Source organism: Pantoea sp. OXWO6B1, assembly GCF_001641135.1.
GTDB lineage: Bacteria > Pseudomonadota > Gammaproteobacteria > Enterobacterales > Enterobacteriaceae > Pantoea > Pantoea allii.
Genome location: NZ_CM004290.1, coordinates 12,582 through 36,983, shown reverse-complemented (window position 1 = coordinate 36,983; position 24,402 = coordinate 12,582). Strand labels below are relative to the sequence as shown.

Below are 24,402 nucleotides of genomic sequence, written 5' to 3'. Positions count from 1 at the left end.
ATGTTCAGTCAGAGGAAAGCGGCAGACATAACCTTTGCCTGTGATTCAGCCGAATATTTTATATCCTGATTAATGTCAGAGAAGGCATTCGCCCCGTCTGATGCCTTCTTATCAGGCAAAATAATGGTCGTTCCATGAATCATTTCCTTCCATATATTTCCAGGTGATCGCCTGGTAACGCACTTCAACCATCAGCACCCACTGTTATCGGATAAAACGATATGCACCACCCTGTTTGGACACATCCAGACGTAGGAACGCGCCAGCGCGACGTCGTGAAATTAAGCAGCCGGAAACACAGGGAGAGTGGCAACACTTCTTTCTGGCGACGTACTGGGAGGATTTAACTGCGGTGAAAAATTTTGCGGCTGAGAACGACAACGTCGCAGTGACCTGCGTGATGATATGACGTTTGCGCTAACCTCGAATTTCAGTGCTGCGTCTGCTGAAAGTCCGTGCGTTTAACGGCTAAGGTGATCCACCGCCAGGCTGACAAAATCGCAGAAGATAGCCGTCGGGGTCCTGAACCAGGAATTCTTTCTGACATTCATATTGAGCGCCGGTGTGATAACAATTTTCGCGCAGGGGACGAAAGAGGGGCGTTCCGTGTGTAAGCAGTCGATTGTAGAGCGTGTCGATATCCGCTACTTCAATCTGAAAATTGATCCCCCGTCCCAGAGGGCGGGTCAATTTTGCAGTCTGCCAGCCTTCTTCATGCATCTGCTCAATCATTAACTGTGCTTCACCATAACACAAATAGGCGAAGTCTGGCTGAGCACGTCTTATCCTGACTTTCCAGCCGATAACGTCAACATAAAAAGCATAAGACGTGGCAAAGTCAGCGACGGTCAGCTCGGGAACCATAGGGTTCCAGTAGAGAGTATCAGCTGCGTTTTCGGCGCACATGGTTACGGGTAACTTTATGTAAATAAATAAAATAATGCGACTTGCGTTTTTTTTCAGCACTTGTCACAACGCTATCCGTTTAAATAACAACAGGATTCTGCCGTCCAACTTTCAACGATATCAAGGCCTCTGTCAAGCACCGCTCTTACTGAAACCACCCCTCAAAACCCTCTTTTTAGTACCTTCACGCAACTGTCAAACATATCTGTTTATTTAAAGTGATTAGTCTGGTAAAAGTGATAAATATCATGTCAATTTGTTAATTACATAAGGTGTTTAATGTTCGGTTAAGGTTGCGGGCGTATGATTTGATACCGGTATGAAATAAAGGTTTTGCTAATAATTTATTTCACCAGGCAGATTTTAATGATTTTGCATGTTTTTCGCGGATTTTGGCGATTTTTGATGAACGTTAAACGACATTTTGTTCATTATTTTTTTTCAAAATTGCGCTCAATTTTCTGGAAAAATTGCAAAACAGTTTAAGGATATTACTTAATGGCATTTCTTCCGTTTTCACGACCTTCTTTGGGTGAAGCTGAACTGTCTGCAGTGCGTGATGTGTTTGCATCTGGATGGATTACTACCGGGCCAAAATGTGCCGAACTGGAACGTGCATTCTGCCAGCTGACCGGGAATCAACATGCTATTGCCGTGACGTCTGCAACAGCCGGTATGCATGTGATGTTAATGGCACTGGGCATCAAGGCAGGTGATGAGGTCATTACCCCTTCGCTGACCTGGGTTTCTACTCTGAACATTATTACCTTGCTGGGCGCAACCCCGGTAATGATTGATATCGACGTTGATAATCTGATGGTAACGCCCGAGGCCATTGAAGCGGCGATAACCCCTAAGACCAAAGCCATCATCCCTGTCCATTACGCCGGCGCGCCTGCCGACATCGATGCCATTTATGCCATCGGTAAACGCCACGGGATTCCGGTCATCGAAGACGCCGCACATGCCGCAGGCACTTACTACAAAGGCCAGCATGTTGGTGGACATGGCAATGCGATTTTTTCTTTCCATGCAATCAAGAATATGACCTGTGCTGAGGGTGGGCTGGTCGTCACGGATGATGCCGCGCTTGCCGATCGAATTCGCAGCCTGAAGTTTCATGGTCTTGGCGTTGATGCCTTTGACAGACAAACCCACGGCCGTCAGCCACAGGCTGAAGTCATCATGCCTGGTTTCAAATACAACCTGCCTGATATCAGCGCAGCTATTGCGCTGGTTCAGCTCGAAAAGTTGCCTGAAATTAACCAGCGCCGGGCGGCCATTGCGCAACGCTATCTGGAGGCGCTCAAAGACACGCCGTTCAAACCGCTGGTTCCGCCAGCCTGGCAGCATCAACATGCCTGGCATCTGTTCATCATTCGTGTTGATGAGCAGGCATGCGGTTTCTCCCGTGATGCGCTGATGCAGAAGCTTAAAGAGCAGGACATTGGAACCGGTCTCCATTTCCGGGCGGCGCATACTCACAAATATTACCGTGAACACTATCCGCACTTATCACTGCCCGCCACCGAGTGGAACAGCGAGCGTATATGTTCGATTCCGTTGTTTCCCGACATGACCGACGATGACGTTGAACGCGTTATCAGCGCACTACGTGGACTGACTGGGGTTTAAATGTTCGACGATAAAGAAATTGAAAAAGTATCGGTGGTTATCCCGGTCTATAACGAGCAGGAGAGTTTACCGGCGTTGATTCAGCGTACCAATGACGCCTGTAAAACCCTTAATCTGGACTATGAAATCCTGCTGGTCGATGACGGTAGCCAGGACGCCTCCGCCGTGATGATTACGGATGCAGCTTCACTGCCGGACAGCCATATTGTGGCTGTGTTGCTTAACCGAAATTACGGTCAGCACTCTGCCATTATGGCGGGCTTCAGCCATGTCAGCGGTGATTTGATTATCACGCTGGATGCGGATTTACAGAATCCCCCTGAAGAGATCCCGCGTCTGGTTGCTGCCGCTCAGGAAGGCTATGACGTTGTGGGAACCGTGCGCCAGAACCGCCAGGACAGCTGGTTCCGTCGTCAGGCCTCACGCACTATCAATCAGATGATTCAGCGCGTGACCGGCAAATCGATGGGCGATTATGGCTGCATGCTGCGGGCTTACCGCCGCCACATTATCGATGCCATGTTGAATTGCCACGAACGCAGTACGTTCATTCCGATTCTGGCTAACACCTTTGCACGGCGCACCATTGAATTACCCGTGACGCACGCTGAGCGTGAGCATGGCGATTCAAAATACAGCTTTATGCGCTTAATTAACCTGATGTATGACCTGGTGACCTGCCTCACCACCACACCACTGCGCATGCTGAGCGTCCTCGGCAGCCTGATCGCACTGACGGGGTTTGCCTTTTCCCTGGTGTTGATTCTGCTTCGTCTGTGCTTTGGCGCAGCCTGGGCTGGTGATGGCGTCTTTATGCTGTTTGCCGTGCTGTTCATCTTCATAGGTGCACAATTTATTGGCATGGGGCTGCTTGGCGAATATATCGGCCGTATCTACAACGATGTCCGTGCCAGACCTCGCTATTTTATTCAACGTGTTATCAATCCTCAGAAAGACCGTTCTGTACAGGAAACCGAGTAATGAAAACTATCGTCTTCGCTTATCACGACATGGGTTGTGCGGGCATCAATGCGCTGTTGAAAGCAGGTTACACCATCAGCGCCATCTATACCCATGCCGACACGGCGTCAGAAAATCACTTTTTTGGCTCAGTGGCGCGAATCGCGGCTGAAAATTCTATCCCGGTTTATGCTCCGGATGAAGTTAACCATCCTCTGTGGATCGATCGCATCAAATCGTCTGAACCCGATGTGATTTTCTCTTTCTATTACCGTAACCTGCTGTGCGATCAGATTCTGAACAGTGCGAAGCAGGGTGCCTTTAACCTTCACGGTTCACTGCTGCCAAAATATCGCGGACGCGCACCGTTAAACTGGGCGCTGGTTAACGGAGAAACCGAAACCGGTGTCACCTTACACCGCATGGTTAAAAAAGCGGACGCGGGCGAGATCATTGCTCAGCAGCGTGTCGCCATCGCCGATGAAGATAACGCACTAACGCTGCACCGCAAACTGGTCGACTGCGCCACTGAGCTGCTGGAAAGCGCGTTGCCTGCCATGAAGCAGGGCAATATCGTCGGCACCGCGCAAAATGAAGCGGAAGCCACCGTAGTGGGTCGCCGCACGCCTGAAGATGGTCGCATTAACTGGGCATTGCCAGCCAGCCAAATCAATAATCTGGTGCGTGCGGTAACTGATCCATGGCCGGGCGCCTTTGCTTTTGCTGGCACCACCAAATTCGTGGTCTGGAAAGCAAAAGTATTATCTACTGCGCATAATGTCCGTCCTGGCACCGTGCTGTCTGCGGAGCCTTTCGTCGTCGCTTGCGGCGAGGGCGCACTGGAGATTCAGACCGGACAGACCGCCAACAGTGTCTACATGAACGGTATCCAGCTGGCTCAGCATCTTGGCATGGTGAATGGCGCGCTGCTGTATTCCCAGGCCGTTGCAGCCGTTAAACGTCGTACGCGTGTATTGATTCTGGGCGTAAACGGCTTTATCGGTAATCACCTGACCGAGCGTCTGTTGCAGGACGACAACTTTGAAGTGTTTGGCCTGGATATCGGTTCAGACGCGATTAGCCGCTTTGTCGGTCATCCGCGCTTCCAGTTCGTTGAAGGCGATATCAGTATTCACTCTGAATGGATCGAATATCACATCAAAAAATGTGATGTCATCCTGCCATTAGTGGCCATCGCGACACCGATCGAATATACCCGTAACCCGCTGCGCGTTTTCGAGCTGGATTTTGAAGAAAACCTCAAAATCGTGCGTGACTGTGTCAAGTACGGCAAACGCATCATTTTCCCATCGACGTCTGAAGTGTACGGCATGTGTACCGATGCAAACTTCGATGAGGATCACTCCAATCTGGTTGTGGGTCCGATTAATAAACAGCGCTGGATTTACTCCGTTTCCAAGCAGCTGCTGGACCGCGTCATCTGGGCTTATGGTGAAAAACAAGGGCTACGCTTTACCCTGTTCCGTCCTTTCAACTGGATGGGCCCGCGCCTGGACAACCTGAATGCGGCGCGCATCGGCAGTTCACGTGCCATCACACAACTGATTTTAAACCTGGTGGAAGGATCGCCGATCAAGCTGTTTGATGGTGGCCGTCAGAAACGTTGCTTTACCGATATCAGCGACGGTGTAGAAGCGCTGTTTAAAATTATTGAGAACAAAAACAATAATTGCGACGGACAAATCATTAACATCGGCAATCCGGATAACGAAGCGAGTATCAAAGAGCTGGCCGAACGCCTGCTGGAAAGCTTTGAACGTCATCCTCTGCGTGCCAGCTTCCCACCGTTTGCCGGTTTCCGCGAAGTGGAAAGCAGCAGCTATTACGGTAAGGGCTATCAGGATGTTGAACACCGTAAGCCATCCATCCGTAATGCAAAACGCCTGCTCGGCTGGACGCCAACTGTGGAAATGAACACCACGATTGATAACACACTCGACTTCTTCCTGCGTACCGTTGAGCTTCAGGACGACAAGGAATGAAGAAAGTTGGTCTGCGTGTTGATGTAGATACCTGGCGCGGGACAAAACTTGGCGTCCCCGCGCTCCTGGATCTGTTCAATAAACATGATCTTCAGGCGTCGTTTTTCTTTAGTGTCGGACCCGACAACATGGGACGCCATTTATGGCGTCTGATGAAACCGCGCTTTCTGTGGAAAATGCTGCGCTCACGCGCAGCATCACTTTATGGCTGGGACATTCTGTTAGCCGGAACGGCCTGGCCAGGAAAGCGGATCGGGGCAGGGATGAGCGATATCATTCGCTCAACCGCCGATCGCCATGAGGTCGGTCTGCATGCCTGGGATCATTTTGCCTGGCAAACCTGGGCGGGCGTCTGGAAAGAGCCGCAGCTCATTCAGCAGATTGCCATGGGCCGCGACGCGCTGGAGGCGATAACCGGTCAGCCAGTGACCTGCTCAGCAGTGGCTGGCTGGCGGGCAGATGGTCGGGTTATTCAGGCTAAAGAAACCTTTGGCTTTCAGTACAACAGCGACTGCCGCGGGACGGCACCCTTTCGACCGCAGTTAAGAAACGGCGAACTGGGTACGGTCCAGATCCCCGTCACGTTACCGACATGGGATGAAGTGGTCGGACCCACGCTCAGTGCCGAGCGTTTCAACGATTATATTCTGGAAAAAATCCAGGCTGATCAGGGCACGCCGGTTTATACCATTCATGCCGAAGTGGAAGGTATCAGTCAGCTCGATGCTTTTGATACGTTGTTGCAGCGTGCCCGTGCGCAAGGAATACAGTTTTGCCCGCTGAGCGAACTCTTACCTGAAGACCTTGATACTTTACCTGTGGGTAAGGTTGTTCGTGGTCATATTGCTGGCCGGGAAGGCTGGTTGGGTTGTGAGAATTTAACAAGGTAAGCACCATGACTGCCACCAAAAAGACCCTTTTACTGGTTTCACTTTTTATCCTCTATTATTTAGTTCCTCTGGAGTTCCGTAATCTCTGGCAGCCTGATGAAACACGCTATGCCGAGATCAGCCGTGAAATGCTGCAAAACGGTAACTGGATTACGCCCCACTTCTTTGGTCTACGTTATTTTGAAAAACCTATAGCGGGTTACTGGATCAATACCGTGGGTCAGGCCATTTTTGGTCACAATAACTTTGCGGTCAGGATTGGTTCCGTCTTTTCTGTGCTGATGAGCGCGGTATTAATTTACTGGCTGGGATGCCGTATTTTTGTCCAGCGTAGCGTTGCCTTAACGGGCAGCGTCATCTTTTTAACGTCCCTGCTGGTTTACAGCATTGGCAGCTATGCTGTGCTGGACCCGATGCTGACGCTGTGGATGGTGGCTGCCATGTGCAGCTACTGGTTTGCCACTGAGGCGCAAAACACCCGGCAACGTATCGTACGTTACCTGTTGTTGGGGCTGGCCTGCGGCATGGGTTTTATGACCAAAGGTTTTCTGGCGCTGGCCGTGCCGGTACTGGCTATCCTGCCGTGGGCCGTCTGGAATCAGCGTTTCCGCGAACTGATTATCTATGGCCCCCTTGCCATAATCAGTGCGGCGTTAATCAGCGCGCCCTGGGCGATAGCCATTCAGCAACAGCAGCCTGATTTCTGGCATTACTTCTTTTGGGTTGAGCATATTCAGCGGTTTGCCGAAGATAATGCGCAGCACAAAGCCCCTTTCTGGTATTACCTGCCTGTTCTGGTTGCCGGCTCGCTTCCCTGGCTGGCGCTGCTACCGGGGGCATTGCGGTCGGGCTGGCGTGAACGTAAGCAGTCCCCGGGTGCAGTTTATCTTCTGAGTTGGGTTGTTATTCCTCTGGTGTTTTTCAGTATTGCAAAAGGCAAACTGCCAACGTATATCTTGCCCTGCTTTGCGCCACTGGCCTTGCTGATGGCTGAGTATGCCTGGCAAAAGGCCCGCAATCACACGCGCGTGTTTAAAGTCAACGCGTGGATCAATGTCCTGTTTGGTAGCGTCTGCGTCGTGGCGTTGTTAGTGGTCTTTGCGCCCTGGGGATTAAGCCATCGACCTCTTTATGGTTCACACCAACTGCTGGCATTGACGATGGCCGTACTGTCCTTTGCCGGCTGGGCCATCGTGGGCGTTTTCAGCCTGAAATCGCCACAACATCGTTGGCTGGCCGCGGCACTGTGTCCTTTAACGTTGGCGCTGTGTGTCGGCTCGGCCATCCCTGAAGGGGTTGAAAATACCAAGCAGCCGCAGGTGTTTATTCGCAGTATTGAAAGCAGCCTTGCTAACAGCCGCTATATCTTAAGTGATAATTCGGGTGTGTCATCGGCGATCGCCTGGACAATGAAACGCAGCGATATCATTGCATACAGTGAAAAAGGCGAACTGCAATATGGCTTAAGCTTCCCTGACGCACGATCATCCTATGTCAGCAGCGAAGATTTCCCCCAGTGGCTTCAGGCGCACCGTAAACAGGGCAATGTCTCGCTTATTATGATGCTGGATCGAGGAGAAGCCACACCAACAGATTTGCCGCCAGCGGATGCCGTTTATCGCAACGGTCGGATGCTTCTGCTGCAATATAACGCGGCGGAGTAGCCATGAGCCTGTTGTTGGTCTTACTGACCAGCCTGCTGACCTGCGCGGGTCAGCTCTGCCAAAAGCAGGCGGCGCGTCAAACAAACCGGGCTAAACTCACCGGCTGGCTGATTGCCAGCCTGGCGATGTTGGGCCTGGGGATGATCGTCTGGTTGTTAGTGCTGCAGCGTTTACCGGTAAGCCTGGCGTACCCGATGCTGAGTATCAACTTCATCTTAGTGGCGCTGGCTGCACGCTTTATCTGGCATGAAAAAATGACCCGCTGGCAATGGGCTGGCACCGTCCTGATTGTCGCGGGCGTCGCTATAATAGGGAGTTATGCATGACGGGCTATCTGCTGGCAATGTGTAGCGTTTTACTGGTGACGGTTGCTCAGTTGATGCTGCGCTGGGCAATGCACCAGTTGCCCGCGTTGTCTCTGCTAATGACGCACTATTCCCTTCACTGGCTACCGCTGCTGGTATTGTGCGGCGGATTAACGGCTTATGCCTGCTCAATGGTGTGCTGGTTTTTAGCATTACGCCATCTACCGCTGAGTCGGGCTTATCCGCTGCTAAGCATCAGTTACGTACTGGTATGGCTCCTGGCTATCAGCCTTCCGCTGTTCGCTGAGCCATTCCATGCAGGCGCGATGGCGGGCGTGTTTCTAATATTGGCCGGATTACTCTGTATGTGCGTTAAACCTGGAAAAACAGCCTGAGTACCGCTCTGTCTCTCGGCAGATAAATCAGCCTTGCTGTTGGCTAATGGCAGGGCGCTTTTGCTGGACATTGGGCAGCGAGAGGGCGGGAGTAAAGCGACGCTTTGGCCGCGCAGTCAGCATATTCGGATGGAGAAGGGCGCTTTCGCCTGAATGATACGGAGAAGGGATTGATCTTCTTTGTTCAACGGGAATCAGACGGGCTGGACAGTCATGCTGACTGCAGATGCGTCAGGAAGGTAAACGCCGGCATAAAGCCGGCGTTTGTTTTAGCAAGGATCAGAAAGTCTCCCAGTTACCTTCTGCCGTGCTGGGCTGACGTGGAGAGATCAGCGTCTTAGGTGCAGACTTCGGTGCGCTGTGGCTAATGGACATACCACTTCTGTTCGCAGGCACACGGAAGACAGCGACGGTTTTCTCCAGCTCTTCCGCCTGAGATTCCAGCGAGCTGGCGGCGGCTGAAGACTCTTCAACCAGCGCGGCGTTTTGCTGCGTTGTCGTATCCATCTCCGTCATGGCCTGAGCGATTTGCGATATTCCGCGGTTTTGCTCATCGGAGGCTGCAGCGATTTCACTCATGATGTCTTTCACCTGGGTCACAGACAGTACAATCTCATCCATTGTGCTTCCCGCCTGATCGACCAGCGTTGAGCCTTCATTAACGCGGTTCAGCGAATCACGAATCAGTGTTTCGATTTCCTTCGCCGCAACGGAACTGCGCTGAGCAAGGTTTCTGACTTCGCCTGCCACGACCGCAAAACCACGGCCCTGTTCACCGGCTCGTGCCGCTTCAACAGCCGCGTTGAGTGCCAGAATATTCGTCTGGAAGGAGATCCCATTTATTACGCTGATGATTTCACCAATTTTACCCGAACTGGTCGTAATACCTTGCATGGTGGTGACAACGTTACGGATGATGTCACCGCCTCGCCCAGCGTTCACGGACGCTTCCGTTGCCAGTTGGCTGGCGTGGTGGGCGTTCTCGGCATTTTGCTTCACGGTTGAGGTTAACTCTTCCATGCTGGCCGCAGTTTGCACCACGGCAGCAGACTGCTGTTCAGTGCGCGATGACAAATCCATATTACCGGCGGCGATCTCAGAGGAAGCGCGTGCCACGCTGTTCACACCGTCGCGCACGTTGGTGATGATGTTTTGCAGGCTCTCATTCATCACACTGACGGCCTGCATTAACTGCCCGAGTTCATCACGACGCGTGGTTGAAAGCGTAGCAGTGAGATCGCCTTCAGAGATACGCTGGGCAACGCTCAGGGTTTCTTTTAGCGGAACAGTAATTGAGACGGTGATGCGCCAGGCCACTAACAAGCTAAGCAGAACACAAATAGCCGCAACGATTGCGATCTGGCTTTCAGCGCTACGTAATGCGTCAGCGGATTCAGACGCCTGATAGTTAAAGAGTCCAGCCACATATCCATTCAGCTTTTCTGCTGTAGCACTGAGCTCCGTCGATGCCGTTGATTCCTTACCCATGGCGGCAATGTAATCCACGAAACCCTGTTTAAGTTTCGCTAAATCCGTTTTTTGCGTATTCAACACCGCCTGGATTTCAGGGACAGAAAGCGCTAACAGCTGAGCACGTATCTGTTCGACAGAGGTAATGTTGCCATAAATTTCGGTCTTGCTGGACTCACTGGGTTTATCAATAAAGCGTTCTACATCACCCGCAATTTCTTTGAGGAGTGAGGCCAACCGCAATACCTGTAGCATCGCTTCGGGCTGAGCGGAAAGATTCAGTCCATCAAGGCTTTGTCCAAGAGAGAGGAGATCATTATCCTGAATCAACGTAGCCGCCGCTGAGGAGCTTTTCGCCGCACTGTAAAATGCCTGCCGCAGCGTCTGATAGTTTTGTATAGCGGTGCCTAATACACTGAGTTGTTCTTTGCCTTCACTGTTCCAGTCAAATTTTTTCAGCTTATCAAAGTGGGTGCTTAACTGGTTGAGTGCACTGGCGTTAACCTGAGCATATTGATCATCTTTAGTATATTGATACAGCAGACGGTTCGTGCGTGCCTTGCTGAGAGCATTGACCATATCAACAGTAATATCCTGCTTTGCTGCATTCTCTTTGATGCTTTGAAAGCCTTTAAACGCTAAGAGAGCAATAGCCAGAGTGGCAACAATCAGCACACAAAAACTCAACCCCAGCTTTTTACCCATTTTCATATCGGAAAACGTACGCGTAATAGACATAATTTCACCCTGATAGGCCGATACAGAAATATTATTTTGCAGCCTGTTTTTAAACCACACTGCTTAATAAAACTTATCGACTGCCACAATGAAAACTTTAAAGACATTTTGAAATATAAATTCACAATTGAGACATCAATGCATTTATGTGGATTTTTATGGCTATTTCAGGCCTTGGTGTTAATAGTAATGGCCAGGATAGTTAGGGAACGAATAATTTATGGCGGATTTTTGCTGACATACTTTTACATTTATGGCCAATGCAAGCATAAATATTTAATATGATTTTAAGCGGAAGCTCAACTAATAATTATTTTAATATCAATAATATACATATAAATCCGCGCTCCATCAGTAAATTAACAGCTTAAAGGCTTAATAATCACTGGCGAAACCGAATCATCCACAAAAGATACGTTAACTTCTCTTAACATGTGTTAGCTGTTATGTAGCATTCTGGTTATAATTTGTATTAGTTAATTACAGAGATTAAATAATATTTCACCGACACTCCATAAATGAGAGGGACGTTTAATCTGATTAATCTTTTTCAACTATTTGGAAACAGGCTAACCAAACATGCAATATATGACCTTTCTTCTTGCTGCGTTAATTTTTTGCGGCTCTGCTGCTGCTGCCCCGTCGGCGTCAGAACCCGTTTCGCAACTCTCGCGTGCGCTTCATGAGAGAATGTTATTAATGAAGGATGTCGCAGCCTTCAAAAAAACCCACAATAAGCCGATTGAAGACCTGGCGCGAGAGCAGGATGTACTGGCAGAAGCCAAGGAGAAATCGGCACAAGCCGGGCTTGATCCGCAGTCCGTGACGGTGTTTTTTCAGGGTTTAATGGATGCCAGCAAAGCGATTCAGTATCGCTATCTGGCTGACTGGTTGGGCGCACCTCATTCCGTGCCGCCCGCAAAGGATCTGGCAGACCTGAGGAAGCAAATTAACCTGTTAGACGGACAAATTTTGCAAGCCATCAATCAGCAACTGTCACAGGGTGGTTTCACAAAAGATGAGCTGACCCATCTGCATCTGCAACTCAACGTCCAGCATCTGACGGATAACGATATCAACCACGTTTTACAGGGGCTTGAGCAAATCAAACTCAAAGGCTAACGCGTCGCAACGGGCCGACAAGCACGTTGAATACTTATGAACGCCTTCTCATACTTTTCGCAATGCCATCGTTAACACGCTATCCGCCCGTTAAGGCGGATAGCGTAAAATGTCGCCCGGTTAATTAGCCTGGCGGCTCTTATCACTTATTGTCCTAAATCGTAAATAGCGCGCCTTATCATGCTCAGCCTGTCGGGCGAGATAACGTACCCGGAAAATATCGTGCCGCGTGATCACCCCAACCACCTTGCCAGATTGTGGCGTCGTCACGACGACAATACCGACTTCCTGATTGAAAATGTAATCTGCAATCTGGCTGCACAACGTATCGGGGCAGGCACTGACAGGTTTTTCATCCTCCACCAGATCTTGCAAACGACTGTCCGGTGCCTTGTTCTGCTTTTGCCAGTGAATCATATCTTTACGCGACACTACGGATAAAAACACGACCACCGGGTAATGATGATGTGCATGGCGCTCTGAAATCCGTTCAATGACCTCACTCAGCGTGAGCGATGCATCCAACGTCGCGGGCGACGTTGACATAATTGGCCGGGCTTTTGTGGTTTCTGGCGTATTGGTCGTATATTCCTGCACGATATGATGAACAAAGCGGGCGATGGCACCAATGATAAGACTGCCGATAACCGGTGCGGCCAGAATATGCAGCGCGCTGGCATTTCCCGGCATCGGGTTTTCTGCAAATGAAAACTGCTTGTACCAGAACACATTCGTCATCAGTGCAATGAGCTTAAGCAAGGCAATGGCACCGAAAGCACCACCCGCGCCTGGCAGCAATCCCCTTAAAGTCAGTATAATGACGCGTTTCGTTACAGTGTGGTCGGCTAATTTGAGCCTGGCGAGCTCCCGCATAATGTCTTCCTGAGCAAGGTAAAGGCGGGGAACTTACATCGCATCGCGACCTGGATTAAATGACAAAAGGTTATTGCATGTCACAGCCGAAGATGAAAGATGCTGATTACGCCTTACTGGCAAACTTCCGCGCGACGTTACGCACGTTTATCGCGTTTAGTGAAAGTCAGGCTCGCAGCGTTGGGTTAACACCACAGCAGCATCAGGCACTGCTGACCATTCGCGGTTCAGGAGCAGCAACCGCGACGGTGGGGTACGTTGCCGAGCGGCTGATTTTAAAACCGCACAGCGCATCAGGACTGATTAGTCGGCTGGAGGAAGCGGGGTTGATTACCCGCGAAGCGGATGCCGCCGATCAACGTAGGATGGCCCTAAAATTAACGCCTCAGGCAGAAGGCTTGCTTGAGGCGCTGTCTCTGGCGCATATAGAAGAGTTGAAAACCTTAAAGCCCTTGCTGGTGAATCTGGTCGATGATTTTGGTGGCTAAAACAGCCTTAAACGTGGCGGCAGAATAGCGGCGTGTTTCACCGTAAACTGTCTATATATTTCTGTGCAGATTGCATCACGACCTGTTTCGCATTGGGCGCAATGTCGCGTCCTTCAAACGCACTGTAAAGTCGTTCGAAATCATAGGGCTCAAGCCGGGCGGCGATATCGCTGATTTTAGCCGCCGGTAAAGGGAGCATATTGGGGTAACTCCACATAAAGGAGACGGCGTTCGCGCCAGCCGTGACCTGCACGACATCGCCTGACAGTAAGACGCCATCGTCTTTCGCCCAGTGCAGCACCGTGCCACCGTCGAAATGCCCTCCTAAACGTAACAGTGTCACTTCATGCATGATTTCTTTTGCCTCGCCCTCCCATAACCGCAGGTATGGACTGTCGCGCATAATCCACTCGCTATCGCTGGCGTGCAGATAAATCGGCGCATCAAAAGCCGCCGCCCAGTCTTGCATCGTGCTGTAGTAATGAGGATGAGAAATGGCAATCGCACTAAGGCCGCCAAGCGCGTGAACAATATCAATCGTCGCATCATCAAGGTTAGGTATGCAGTCCCAGAGGACGTTGCCCTGTGTGCCTTTCACTAAAAAAGCGCGCTGATCGATGGCAAATCCTGGCACCGTTTTCAGGCTCAACAAGGCTTTTTCATGCTGATACCATTTATTGCTGTGGCCTGCATGCAGTGCCTCAGGTGAAATCCATTGTTGCCCCTGTTTAGGGACATACTGACGTTCATCTTCACAAATTTTACAGTGCGCGATCTGAACATCCAGCTGTTGATAAGACGTGCCGCATGTGAGGCAAATTTTAATCATCACGGTCGCTCCCGTTAACCATTCAGATTAATTTTAGCGTTTTTACCCGGTGCAGGTTTCAATTTGTGCGAGGACAGACGTCTAAAAACATGCCGGGCTGTATATCAAAAAGTCGCTGCCGTTCAGACTAAACCGTCCCACTTCACGCATTCCAAGGCGCTGGTGAGCCTGAATGGAATGATAATTGTCAGCCTGAATAAACAGAACGGGGGCTTTATTACCGTAATATCGGCACATTTCATCGTACAAACGCGTCAGTAAGCCCTGACCACGGGCGGCCGTGCTGATGCAGACCGGGCCGTAAATCCAGCACTGCTGCGCGGGCGGCCAGGCACGAAGCATCGTTTTCACGATCTCCGGACCTTGCTGGAACGATGTGGTGCTAAATAACACGCCGTCGATCCCAGCGGCGGATTGCGCGACCACCACAAAGGCCCCCGGATGATTCAACATCCCGGCAACCTTTTCGCCAGGAAAATCCCCGTTCAGCGTTCCGCCATTCCCCGCTGAGTTTTCCTGAAGCAGGGCAGTGATGCCTGCCAGGTCCTGCGACGTTGCTTGCCTGATGACATATTTACCCGAACTGACCATGCTCTCTCCCTCCTGAACAGGTGTTGCGGTGGCGCGTTATCACGTCCACCTCTTCGATGTGTTCCCTACTGTATCCCACGTCGCCCGCGGCCATTTTAACCATGTCACGTTTACTGCCGACAGCAGGCAATGGCGGCACGCTGGATTGGCGATATGTGATTTTGCACGATGTACCTGTGGAGGCGGAATATAAAGCCAGCTAACACATTCTCATAAAAAACCTGCTTCTAATCGCATAGAATACGCATACGCTTCCCCAGGTTTTCGGGGATGATTTTAGCCATCAAAAAGAGGAAGAATGATGTCTGATAAACCGTTGAAAATCGTCACGCTGCTGGGAAGCCTGAGAAAAGGCTCGTACAACGCAATGATTGCACAGGCGCTACCGCAACTGGCTCCACAGGGCGTGCTGATTGAGGCGCTTCCATCCATTCGGGATATTCCACTTTATGACGCCGATATTCAGCAAGAAGAGGGGTTTCCTGCCCCTGTTGAAAAGATCGCCGAACAGATTCGTCAGGCAGATGGCGTGATTATCGTCACACCTGAGTACAACTATTCTGTCCCGGGCGGATTGAAAAATGCGATCGACTGGTTATCCCGCGTTCCTAATCAGCCGCTCGCGGGAAAACCGGTGGCGATTCAGACCAGCTCCATGGGCGCGATCGGTGGCGCGCGTTGCCAGTATCACCTGCGTCAAATTCTGGTGTTTCTTGACGCCATGGTACTGAACAAACCGGAATTTATGGGTGGTGTCATTCAGAATAAAGTTGATGAACAGGCGGGTAAGGTGATTGAGCAGGGCACGCTTGAGCATCTGGCCAGGCAATTAGCGGCATTCAGTGATTTTATCCGCAAAGTTAATTAGCCTGGTTTCACCGCAGGCGGTCTGAAAAAAACCACGCTTAAAAAAAGCGTGGTTTTTAAATTGAGGATTAGCGCAGTAAAGACAGCATGGTCTGTGGAACCTGATTGGCCTGTGCCAGTACAGATGAACCCGCCTGCTGCAGGATCTGTGCACGTGACATATTTGATACCTCGGTCGCATAATCCGCGTCCTGAATACGGCTACGTGCAGCAGTCAGGTTAGTCACGGTATTATTCAGGTTGCTGATTGTAGATTCAAAGCGGTTTTGAGACGCACCCAACAGGCTACGTTGGCTGTCGACGGCCTTGATCGCTTTATCGATATCCGCCAGCGGGGTGCTACCAGAAGCGCTACCACTACTACCACCAGTGACTGCACCTTTCAGCACGTCGAAGCCGATAGCCGCGGTGCTGCGGGCTGTACCATTAACCGTCTGCCCGGTTGTCACGCTGGTGTTCTGCACGGTACCTGAAGACGCGTTACCCGCTGCAGCCAAATCGAAGCTGTCACTTGAGCTAATGGTGATACCGATAGTCTGTCCATCCTGAGAACCGACCTGGAAATTATAAGTGCTGCTGCCAGAACCCGTGTTCAACACTTTAATGCCGTTGAAATCCGTCTGTTTCGTGTCGCGGTCAATTTCCTGCATGCGCTGGTTAACTTCGGCCTGGATAGAATCGATATCAGACGCTGAGTTAGAGCTGTTCTGTGCCTGAACAGTCAGGTCGCGGACGCGCTGCAGGTTGTTGTTTATTTCATCCAGCGCGCCTTCAGCCGTCTGAGACAACGAAATCCCATCATTGGCGTTACGCGCCGCAACCGTCAGACCGTTGATATTTGACGTAAAGCGGTTAGCAATGGCTTCCCCCGCGGCATCATCTTTGGCGCTGTTGATGCGCAGACCCGATGACAGGCGCTCAATCGCCGTACCGAGAGATGACTGAGACTTATTCAGGTTATTTTGAGTAATTAACGACAGGACGTTAGTGTTGATGACTGACATGGTAAATTCCTTCTTATGAGAACGTATTATTTACGCATTATTATTATCGAACCCTTCCTGCTAAACTTTAATAAAAAGAAGCCAGATAAGATTAATTATTGAATAAGTATTTTGTTGTAAAATCTCAGTTGTAAATATAAGAATCAACCGGAAAGAAATGATTATAACCCCACACAAAACCCAACCAAAAAACCAATTTCCTTAAGGTTAAACACGTTTTGTTACAGCGTAAGGCTTTAAAAAGCACAGATGATTAAGGGGGTTGCTCAGTATTCCATAAAGCGCTTATCTGCGACCTTTTCGCTAAAAGATGCTTTCATTAGAGAAACTGCATTAAATATTTAAAAATACATTGGGTAAGATATATCATTAACGAAATATAAAAAATGAATACTCACGTTAATGAGGTTTGTCCAGGCGCGAGGTTAAAGCAGTGGCGTTGACGATACCGCGCGGCATAAAAATTCTGCATTAGTTTTTGGCTTATGACAAAGGCGATGTGTCTTGTCAGCGTGCGAGCACTCGCCTAATGGATATTGGCGCGGCAATGCGACGAGGTTCTGGATAAAGAGTTACGCTAAATTCATGGCTTATGGATGCGATAAAAAAGTGCTATTGAGGGAGTAACCAAATACCAGAGAAAACCAGGGCCTTATAATGGATAAATGCTGATGGCGCAGGAGCACCATCAGCATGAGAGGCAGGATGTTCAGCCTTGTGGCAAAACGGCGTGAGGCAGGCGTTACATCTTCGCGAACTGGGCAGACAGATAATCACCCGTCTGCGTCATTGAAGAGACCAGCGTACTCAGATTGGTAAATTCCGTTTTGTACTGTGCCATCACCGCAGTGATTTGATCGTTGACGGTATTGTACTGATCGGACAACTGTTTTAACGAGGTGTTAATCCCCGTGGTCGCATTTGATACTGTGCCGTTACTTGCCAGCATATCATTCAGTTTATTGGTCACCTGCGTGGCGAAACCTGTTGTTTTCCCATCCCCCGTCAAAAAGCTTAAAACATCTGCGGGTTGGTTGGTTAAAGCGGCATTCAGCTTCGTACTGTCTACCGTCAGATCACCTTTATCGTCCTGCGTTATTCCGAGCTGAGAAAGTACCTGAATATTTCCTGTACCCTGAGGATCGGAAAATTGACTGCGCAGACTGGTCTGGATATTCATTAATGTATTATCCCCCAGCAAATCGCCATTATCTGTACTCTGCGCCTGTCCTGCCTGAACCGGGGTATAGTTTGTCTGGTCAGCGATGGTTTTCTGCAGCGAATTATACGCATCAACATACGACTGAACGGCTGTCGCCATTGGCGAGGTATCTGTAGCAATGGATAAGGTTTCAGGCGATCCGCTGTTAACTTTATTAAGATTCAGCGTTACGCCCTCCGGCGCATCCGTCACGATGTTGCTGCTGCGCGTGATAGATAATCCGTTAACCTTCAATTGAGCATCCTCAGCGGCAACCTGCTGTGTCATAGCGTTATTACTCCCGCCCTGGCTATAGTTAATGTATTGCGACAATGTGGCATCATTTGTACTTACGGTCATGGCATTTGCCGTGCCGCTATCGCGCGCCGTCAGGGATAAATAGTAGGTATTGTCATTGGCCATAATCACACTGGCATTGACGCTACCTTGTTGCTTGTTAATCGCATCACGGATATCAGACAAGCTGGTCTGATTCTGATTTAACGTCACGGTTAACGGCGATTTCTGTCCAGGCTGGCTGATCGTAATCGTGCGTGATGCCATGCTGCTGTCGCCCAGATCGGTCGTTTCGTCGCTTGCCGATTTGGAGAGCAGGGACTGCGACGCCGCTAACTGGTCAACTTCAACAGAATAATTTCCAGCTGCAGCACCGCTGGCAAGCGTAGCCGTAAAGGCCGAATTCGAGCTGGTCACTTTTGTTGTCGCAATGCTGGAGGCATTTTCCAGCGCAGAGGCTGCGGTCTGCAATTTCGACATTGAACTTTGTACCACGCCCCAGGCCGTCAGCTGCGCATTATAAGACGCTTGCTGATTGGTAATGGGTGTCAGTTGCGCCTGTTCGGCTGACTGTATGTTGTCATATAAGGTATTGAGGTCGAGGTTAGTACCAGCGCCAAGTGTGCTTATGCTTGCCATATTCTTGTCCTGATGAAGTGACACCAGTGATTAAAATACAATGCATTAATTAGGTGTTTTTCTGATTTTAACGGTTGTTGCAAATCGGTTTATTGTCATTACGCGACTATCAATTTTTTGTTAAGCCGGTAAATATATGTTAACAGAATAACAAATTGTAATTATTTGGTGGCAGCATTTGCCGTATTTCCTGACACCGTTATTCTCTCGTGTAAAACACCGTGATTATTAATCAACAGGTTATAGTCACGCCGCGCAACTTAAGTAAAATTCAGGCCAGCTAATCTCCAACGCAAGGTTATAAAGCATCCTTATAAGTTCCTGATCATCATTTCTGTCGCACGGATGCTAAACAGCCTGGTGATACTTAATACAAATTGCCTGTCACCTTAAAATTATCATCAATTAATCAATGAGATTACGTAGGGTTATCGCATCTTTCTTAATGCTTTTATTAAGTGCGACGTCTTCATCACTGCATAAAATATTTTATGAGCCCGAAACCTTACATTTGTTACATGGATTTACAGCTCATATCGAAAGGCTAACAAAGCGCTGTATCAGGGGGCAGTTTGGTCATCAAAAGCCTTATGCCCGTCAGGTTTGGGAGAAGTAGTAAAAATTTCTACTAATTGCCGTAGCTGCGCGTAGGCCAGTAGGAACGCTGCCACTTTAAAGTGACAGCCCTGCACAAACTGTGAAGAGAAGGGTTACAAAAGTAATAAATGGAATGACCTTCCCACTGTATTAGATACAACGATCAGTTAGTCATGTCGGGTTGTTTACCTTCTATTTTTACATGTTTCCAGCTTGCTGCTAAAAATCTCAATAAATCCGTTCTGGGCCGGCTTGCCCGGCTGGATAAGACGCAGTTCCACGCCATGCTCAAAGGCCCATTGATCCCGTGCGAGGCAGGTGAATTCCGGGCCCTGAACGGTTCTTATCTTAGCCGGATAGCCACGTAAGAGCGTTATACTGTCCAGAATACGCGAGACCTGAACGCCTGAAATACCGAAAGCAGCGGTGATCGTCAGACACATATTTGTAAAATTATTACTAAAAGTCAGTCACTTAACTTTCCGTTCGCTGGTAAGTGCGTCCATGGCAAATTCCATTGACCAGGTCCGGGCGAAGCAGCGGAAGCCGCTAAGGCGCCAGGCCCTTACGATGTCGTCTGCGCTTCACGCCCAGACCGTTAAGGTGGTAAATCCAGTATATCTGGGATGGGATTTTTTCTGACGTGTCAGAGGCAGCCTCTATTTTCAGATAATCGGGGATGAAGAGTGGCAGATGGCACGAGATATGCCATAAGTAGCGAAGCCATGCTATCTGGGATTTTGCCGACTGGCTCGCAACGTCAGCCGTGATTGTCTCGGGCATTTTTATACCGTTCATAAGCGGACAACCGGCAGGAAAAGCAGCCAGCGTTCTCCTAAAACGAACAGGATGTACAGCAAAAACGCCCGCGAGCCGTGGCTGCTTTTTACCAGCCTTATGGGATATAAGCCGCGGGTGATAATTAAAATATACAGCCGCCCTATGCAAACAGAGCAGAACTTCAGAGATGAGAAAAGTGAGCGGCTACGGTCTTGGGACTTCGGGCAAGTAAAAGCTGGGGAGAAAAGCGGATATCGATGCTTTGCCTGGTCGCGACACTTTACAGCATCATCATGTGGCTGACAGGGTATTACCCTGAAAGTAAGGGAATAAACAGATGGTTTCAGGCTAACAGTGTGAAGTCGCGGAGGGTATTGTCGTATCTGACATTGAGTGAGAATGTCATCCGGCAGTCACCGGGGAGCCTGTCAGGCATTAACCCCGACAGGGTATATGCCGAGATGGCGAGAACCTATTGAAACATCATCATGGTGTATTGATGATGTTTCTGGGGATCCTTCAGACCGTAAGGGGCTTACTGATTTGGCCGTTCAGGTAAAACCTTACCGATCAGATAGACAACCGCGATAGACAAACCAATCGCTATCAGTCTTTCATGCCAGGTTTCATAGTGAAAGAACCAATAGCAGCACAGCAGGAGAAGCAACCCGCCTATGATTGCACCTGACGCTTCTATAAGGCTATACATGATGCGTTTACCTAAGCTCAATTTGGCAGGCCTATTATCTCTCATTAGCATTAACCTCCTTGTCTACCATCTCAATGATCCTTTCAAAGGCAGTGACCTGTCCCCCAGTATTAGATACAACCTTCAGTTAGTAATGTCGGTTGGTTTTTCTTAATGTTTCCCGTTTCGCCAGCCTGCTGCAAATTCAGACGGCGTTTGGTAATTCAGCGATGAATGAGGTCTGGAATGGAATGTACTGACGTTAAGGTTTATGGCTCCGGGGAGGATAATTTATCCGTACGAGCTGTACATGACGCTGCAATTAGTCATTTTTCGCGCCGTACGCCTATTTCTCCGTACCCGAACGGGCCTGCTTATTCGTAGCACCAGCGTCCTGCGTGGGCTGATTCGATTAACATTGCAATAGTAAAGTCAGGAACTTCAGGAACGCTTCGCCGACGGCGGAAAGGATTCAGTATCGTCAGCAGTGGCGGCTCGGGTGGATAGTACGTTTCAATAGAGAAATTCTCCCTGCTAACGTTGAATTGCATAAAAAATTCATTCATCAGCGACTGCGCCTCGTCTTTACTGAGATGGAGATCCGCATCCAGATCGGTTTCTGGCCTGAGTTCCTGCGCTGTGAAAACGCCGCGTCCGTTATGACGCTTAACCAGTGCGTAAATTTTCTCATCCAGTTCGTCGATTACCATAGTTTGTCATCCCCCCGTGCTATCCGGTTGTATTCCACAACGCTGTGATAACCAATCTGTGAAACATCAGCAGCCAGAATGACCCAGCCCACGACAGGTACCGCGCGCCCGGTCCAGGTACCAATCTGCGCCACCATCCGTATTCTGAGAGTTGAAGGCGGATAACCTCCGACAAAGGAAGGGAGCTTTATGCCCCAGGGGAATTTGGCATCACCAAATACGCGCCTTGCAGCTTTTGAAGCATACGACGTTCCGGTAACCGTACCGCCAGGTTTTCTGCGTGTGGCGATGATATTGCGTCCTGAGAGTATGGCCACAATGGCACTGAAATCACGCACACCCAGTTGAAGAGCGACCTGTTCACAGAAAATTATAAAGAACAGTTCACCGGCAGAGAGATTCGGGCGCCCGGCATAGAAATAGGTCTGTCCCAGCTCCTCAGTTGTATCCACTTCCTGCTCCCGTAATCGCAGTTGCAGCTATATTCCTGATGTGAGTCTGAAGATACCGCTGAGAATGATGACTGGCAACCTGACCGTCAGGTATGCATGACCCGCCATCTGCGGGACTGACATCAGTTTCCTTCTGCCTTTTCCTCTTTCTGGTAAACCGGATCGGAGCCCTTTGGCAGAGTCAGGGAAATCTGGTGGTAACAGGCGAGGCGCTCACGGAAATATTCCCGCAGCGCCTCAGGATGCTGCAGTTCTGTTTCCATCGGGATGACAGGTTTATTCATCAGCTCTTTCAGGCAACGCTCGAGGCAGCATTTTCAATGAAGTAACAGATGGACGACGTTTACTCGACATTTTTCGCATAAAAAAATGACATTACTCGTCCGGATACCCGCCTTCTCTTCACCACCATTATTTCGGGTCAATACAGCCCGTATTACACCTGCATAATCCGTCAGGTCAGGGATTCAACCAGCTTGCTGTATCACGAAAGCGACCTGAAAATCAGGGAGCACTGCACCGATACTGCTGGTTTCACTGATCATGTCTTTGCCCTGATGCATCTGCTGGGATGTGTGTTTTGTCCGCGAATCAGGGATCTCCACTTATAAAAACCCGACGCTTCAGTCACTGATATCAACGACCACACTTAATCTGAAAGAGATCGAAATTCACTGGCGTGAAGTGCTGCGTCTGGCAACCTCGATAAAGCAGGGGACCGTGTATATAGAAAGAGTGATCGATGCCCTGAAACGTAAGGGGCTGAAGCTCAACGAACAACTGCTGTCGCATCTGTCACCATCAGGGTGGGAGCATATCAATCTGACAGGCGATTAGATCTGGAAAGCAACCGGATACCGGCTTCCGATAAATTTCGTCGGCTGAGACCAGCTAAAGTCGAAAGGTTAAAAAAAGCCTTAACGTACAATAATTTTCGATATTCAAACTGACCCCTGTCAGGTATTAATTCCCCTGATCTGGACGCTTATTTTAAAACGCTCGGTCAGAAGTAACGGGATAGAGGTTTTTAATTTTACAGGCGTTTTACCTGCAGCGGTTCAGCGCTACCGCAAAAAGCGTGCGTCAAACCGGAAGGGGATGTCGCGGGCCTGCTTAACAATCGCATTGAACGCGGGATGTTCAGGATTAAGCAGATAGTTTGATTCCACCGGCGAGAGGGCGCTAGGCACGCGTAATGCCACGGAACCACCACTTTGTACCCAGGCATCCCCGAACAGGCGCAATGCAGCAGGCCCTTCCGGTGCAGCCCAGTCGGCGGGTAGTTGATTGATATCAACCCACTCAATCAGTCGATCGGGAACCTCTATACTCAGGAGTGTAAAAGAGTCCAGCACGCTGGCGCTTTGCAGATGGATCAGCGTCTCCAGCATGGTCAGCGAGGCCGTTTCAGAAGCATAAACCATCGACACACCGACGCTGTTCCAGCGACCGCCACCTTCACGCGCACCAAAACCACTCCAGGCCGATCCCAGATAACGCGTCTTAGTCATGCGGTAGAGCTTCACGAATAAACACCGTGTTCGAGTCGGGTAATGAGTTTTAGTACTTCATAAGCCCCGGTTTCAGACGCCACCAGATCGGCCGGTTTTTTATTGCCCAACGCACGTGCAGGCTCATTAAGCCACTGGCGTGCTTTTTCTTTATCGCCCTCAAACAGCTCAACGGCACGATCCATCACGCGAATAAATCGCACCAGCCGTTCGCTCTGTTCTGCAGTGAAGCGACTCTTTACGCTACGAGTAAATGTCGAGCCGGCGATGCCGGTCATCCGACGCAGCTCTGCCTGAGAGATTTGCGCCCACGTGACAATGCGACTGGCGACCGTACCGTCAAGGCCATCATCGATTTGATCCATCAGCACAACGCCGTCCGCACTGCTCAGACCGGCAAACTGCCACAGGCGATCGGGTTCTGTCGCGGATGCGGGTAATGTGAATTGTTTCATGATCACCTCCATTTGGTTATTTTATTATAGCCAAATGGCGATAGGGTTCAATGCACCATTTTTGCGCTGTCATATTTAGAAAATAAACCCGGTTTATTCTTTTTTTGGCGGAGAAAACGGGGAGGGTAAGCAACACATCCTCTGGTTTTGATCTGGCATTTTGTGGTCAACCGCTGACAGAAGAAAAGGACATGCGCAGTAAGAGGGATGAACAGGGGCGATAACAGCCGAAGTCGCCTATATGCGTGCGGCTGACGACAAACAGGTCGGTCAGCTGAACGTCATCATCACAGGTAAGCGGCACTCTGTGCTGTCTCTCGCTGTTTCGCATG

At 49.8% G+C, this 24,402-nt stretch carries 22 protein-coding genes and 3 pseudogenes; 12 read left to right on the top strand and 13 right to left on the bottom strand.

All coding sequences use genetic code 11. From position 1 onward, the window contains the following. Positions 1-468: 468 nt before the first annotated feature. On the bottom strand, positions 469-864 hold the full coding sequence (locus A6A26_RS00205) for a bleomycin resistance protein (protein WP_063877093.1): 396 nt from the start codon (positions 862-864) through the stop codon (positions 469-471). A gap of 540 nt (positions 865-1,404) precedes the next feature. On the opposite strand from A6A26_RS00205, the gene arnB reads away from it, so the two are divergent. The 7 genes from arnB to arnF are packed head-to-tail and all read left to right on the top strand — an operon-like array spanning position 1,405 to position 8,758. After that, positions 1,405-2,541 (top strand): UDP-4-amino-4-deoxy-L-arabinose aminotransferase, encoded by a 1,137-nt coding sequence (gene arnB, locus A6A26_RS00200; RefSeq protein WP_063876910.1) that lies wholly within the window; start codon positions 1,405-1,407, stop codon positions 2,539-2,541. Continuing rightward, the gene (arnC, locus tag A6A26_RS00195) at positions 2,542-3,522 is read left to right on the top strand and encodes an undecaprenyl-phosphate 4-deoxy-4-formamido-L-arabinose transferase (protein ID WP_063876909.1); all 981 of its coding nucleotides are present in this window, start codon (positions 2,542-2,544) and stop codon (positions 3,520-3,522) included. Next, positions 3,522-5,504: a bifunctional UDP-4-amino-4-deoxy-L-arabinose formyltransferase/UDP-glucuronic acid oxidase ArnA gene (arnA, locus tag A6A26_RS00190; RefSeq protein ID WP_063876908.1), complete on the top strand. Its 1,983-nt coding sequence runs from the start codon at positions 3,522-3,524 to the stop codon at positions 5,502-5,504. The genes arnC and arnA overlap by 1 nt, the downstream gene beginning before the upstream one ends. Continuing rightward, entirely contained in the window at positions 5,501-6,394 is an 894-nt protein-coding gene (gene arnD / locus A6A26_RS00185; protein ID WP_063876907.1) for a 4-deoxy-4-formamido-L-arabinose-phosphoundecaprenol deformylase, read from the top strand. Before arnA ends, arnD begins: the two co-directional genes overlap by 4 nt. 5 nt (positions 6,395-6,399) lie before the next feature. Continuing rightward, positions 6,400-8,058: a lipid IV(A) 4-amino-4-deoxy-L-arabinosyltransferase gene (gene arnT / locus A6A26_RS00180; RefSeq protein ID WP_063876906.1), complete on the top strand. Its 1,659-nt coding sequence runs from the start codon at positions 6,400-6,402 to the stop codon at positions 8,056-8,058. Between the two features lie 2 nt (positions 8,059-8,060). Continuing rightward, the gene (gene arnE / locus A6A26_RS00175; RefSeq protein ID WP_063876905.1) at positions 8,061-8,384 is read left to right on the top strand and encodes a 4-amino-4-deoxy-L-arabinose-phosphoundecaprenol flippase subunit ArnE; all 324 of its coding nucleotides are present in this window, start codon (positions 8,061-8,063) and stop codon (positions 8,382-8,384) included. After that, positions 8,381-8,758, top strand: a complete 378-nt coding sequence (gene arnF / locus A6A26_RS00170; RefSeq protein WP_063876904.1) for a 4-amino-4-deoxy-L-arabinose-phosphoundecaprenol flippase subunit ArnF — start codon at positions 8,381-8,383, stop codon at positions 8,756-8,758. The genes arnE and arnF overlap by 4 nt, the downstream gene beginning before the upstream one ends. A 279-nt stretch (positions 8,759-9,037) precedes the next feature. Here the strand turns inward: arnF and A6A26_RS00165 are convergent, their stop codons facing one another. Further along, complete coding sequence (locus tag A6A26_RS00165; RefSeq protein WP_063877092.1) at positions 9,038-10,966, bottom strand: methyl-accepting chemotaxis protein; 1,929 nt, start codon at positions 10,964-10,966, stop codon at positions 9,038-9,040. Between the two features lie 579 nt (positions 10,967-11,545). Between A6A26_RS00165 and A6A26_RS00160 the strand changes: the two genes are divergently transcribed. After that, complete coding sequence (locus A6A26_RS00160; protein ID WP_063876903.1) at positions 11,546-12,088, top strand: chorismate mutase; 543 nt, start codon at positions 11,546-11,548, stop codon at positions 12,086-12,088. Positions 12,089-12,208: 120 nt separating this feature from the next. Here the strand turns inward: A6A26_RS00160 and A6A26_RS00155 are convergent, their stop codons facing one another. Continuing rightward, positions 12,209-12,961, bottom strand: coding sequence for a CBS domain-containing protein (locus A6A26_RS00155; protein ID WP_063876902.1), 753 nt, complete (start codon positions 12,959-12,961; stop codon positions 12,209-12,211). Positions 12,962-13,038: 77 nt separating this feature from the next. On the opposite strand from A6A26_RS00155, the gene A6A26_RS00150 reads away from it, so the two are divergent. Continuing rightward, a complete protein-coding gene (locus A6A26_RS00150) occupies positions 13,039-13,449 on the top strand; it encodes a MarR family winged helix-turn-helix transcriptional regulator (RefSeq protein WP_063876901.1) in 411 nt (136 codons plus the stop codon). Positions 13,450-13,486: 37 nt separating this feature from the next. Here A6A26_RS00150 and A6A26_RS00145 read toward each other — a convergent pair whose 3' ends face one another. Both A6A26_RS00145 and A6A26_RS00140 read right to left on the bottom strand, forming a co-directional pair. Then, positions 13,487-14,278 carry an MBL fold metallo-hydrolase gene (locus A6A26_RS00145; protein WP_063876900.1) on the bottom strand — a complete coding sequence of 264 codons (792 nt, stop codon included), beginning with the start codon at positions 14,276-14,278 and terminating at the stop codon, positions 13,487-13,489. An 81-nt stretch (positions 14,279-14,359) separates the two neighbouring features. Next, positions 14,360-14,869 carry a GNAT family N-acetyltransferase gene (locus tag A6A26_RS00140; protein WP_063876899.1) on the bottom strand — a complete coding sequence of 170 codons (510 nt, stop codon included), beginning with the start codon at positions 14,867-14,869 and terminating at the stop codon, positions 14,360-14,362. Positions 14,870-15,170: 301 nt separating this feature from the next. On the opposite strand from A6A26_RS00140, the gene A6A26_RS00135 reads away from it, so the two are divergent. After that, positions 15,171-15,737 carry an NADPH-dependent FMN reductase gene (locus A6A26_RS00135; RefSeq protein ID WP_063876898.1) on the top strand — a complete coding sequence of 189 codons (567 nt, stop codon included), beginning with the start codon at positions 15,171-15,173 and terminating at the stop codon, positions 15,735-15,737. A 67-nt stretch (positions 15,738-15,804) separates the two neighbouring features. On the opposite strand, the gene A6A26_RS00130 is transcribed toward A6A26_RS00135, so the two are convergent. The 3 genes and pseudogenes from A6A26_RS00130 to A6A26_RS00120 all read right to left on the bottom strand — a co-directional run. Further along, positions 15,805-16,740, bottom strand: a complete 936-nt coding sequence (locus A6A26_RS00130; protein ID WP_063876897.1) for a flagellin N-terminal helical domain-containing protein — start codon at positions 16,738-16,740, stop codon at positions 15,805-15,807. A 742-nt stretch (positions 16,741-17,482) separates the two neighbouring features. Beyond that, positions 17,483-18,877, bottom strand: coding sequence for a flagellar filament capping protein FliD (fliD, locus tag A6A26_RS00125; RefSeq protein WP_063876896.1), 1,395 nt, complete (start codon positions 18,875-18,877; stop codon positions 17,483-17,485). Positions 18,878-19,668: 791 nt separating this feature from the next. After that, positions 19,669-20,098, bottom strand: a pseudogene (locus A6A26_RS00120) (DDE-type integrase/transposase/recombinase); the annotation flags it as partial. Here A6A26_RS00120 and A6A26_RS24435 point away from each other — a divergent pair. Beyond that, positions 20,096-20,733 (top strand): annotated as a pseudogene (locus A6A26_RS24435) (IS4 family transposase); the annotation flags it as partial. The pseudogenes A6A26_RS00120 and A6A26_RS24435 overlap by 3 nt on opposite strands. A 583-nt stretch (positions 20,734-21,316) precedes the next feature. Here the strand turns inward: A6A26_RS24435 and A6A26_RS00105 are convergent. From A6A26_RS00105 to A6A26_RS25135, 3 genes are all read right to left on the bottom strand, one after another. Then, positions 21,317-21,652, bottom strand: coding sequence for a DUF1493 family protein (locus A6A26_RS00105; protein WP_063876894.1), 336 nt, complete (start codon positions 21,650-21,652; stop codon positions 21,317-21,319). After that, positions 21,646-22,104: an STM2901 family protein gene (locus tag A6A26_RS00100; protein ID WP_063876893.1), complete on the bottom strand. Its 459-nt coding sequence runs from the start codon at positions 22,102-22,104 to the stop codon at positions 21,646-21,648. The genes A6A26_RS00105 and A6A26_RS00100 overlap by 7 nt, the downstream gene beginning before the upstream one ends. Positions 22,105-22,226: 122 nt before the next feature. Continuing rightward, entirely contained in the window at positions 22,227-22,388 is a 162-nt protein-coding gene (locus A6A26_RS25135) for a DNA polymerase III subunit theta (protein WP_082875117.1), read from the bottom strand. Positions 22,389-22,505: 117 nt separating this feature from the next. Between A6A26_RS25135 and A6A26_RS25130 the strand changes: the two are divergent. Further along, a pseudogene (locus A6A26_RS25130) lies at positions 22,506-23,054 on the top strand (Tn3 family transposase); the annotation flags it as partial. 114 nt (positions 23,055-23,168) lie between these two features. On the opposite strand, the gene A6A26_RS00085 reads toward A6A26_RS25130, so the two are convergent. Both A6A26_RS00085 and A6A26_RS00080 read right to left on the bottom strand, forming a co-directional pair. Further along, positions 23,169-23,630: an RES family NAD+ phosphorylase gene (locus A6A26_RS00085; protein ID WP_063876891.1), complete on the bottom strand. Its 462-nt coding sequence runs from the start codon at positions 23,628-23,630 to the stop codon at positions 23,169-23,171. Next, positions 23,627-24,070 carry a type II RES/Xre toxin-antitoxin system antitoxin gene (locus A6A26_RS00080; RefSeq protein WP_063876890.1) on the bottom strand — a complete coding sequence of 148 codons (444 nt, stop codon included), beginning with the start codon at positions 24,068-24,070 and terminating at the stop codon, positions 23,627-23,629. The genes A6A26_RS00085 and A6A26_RS00080 overlap by 4 nt, the downstream gene beginning before the upstream one ends. Between the last annotated feature and the right edge of the window lie 332 nt (positions 24,071-24,402).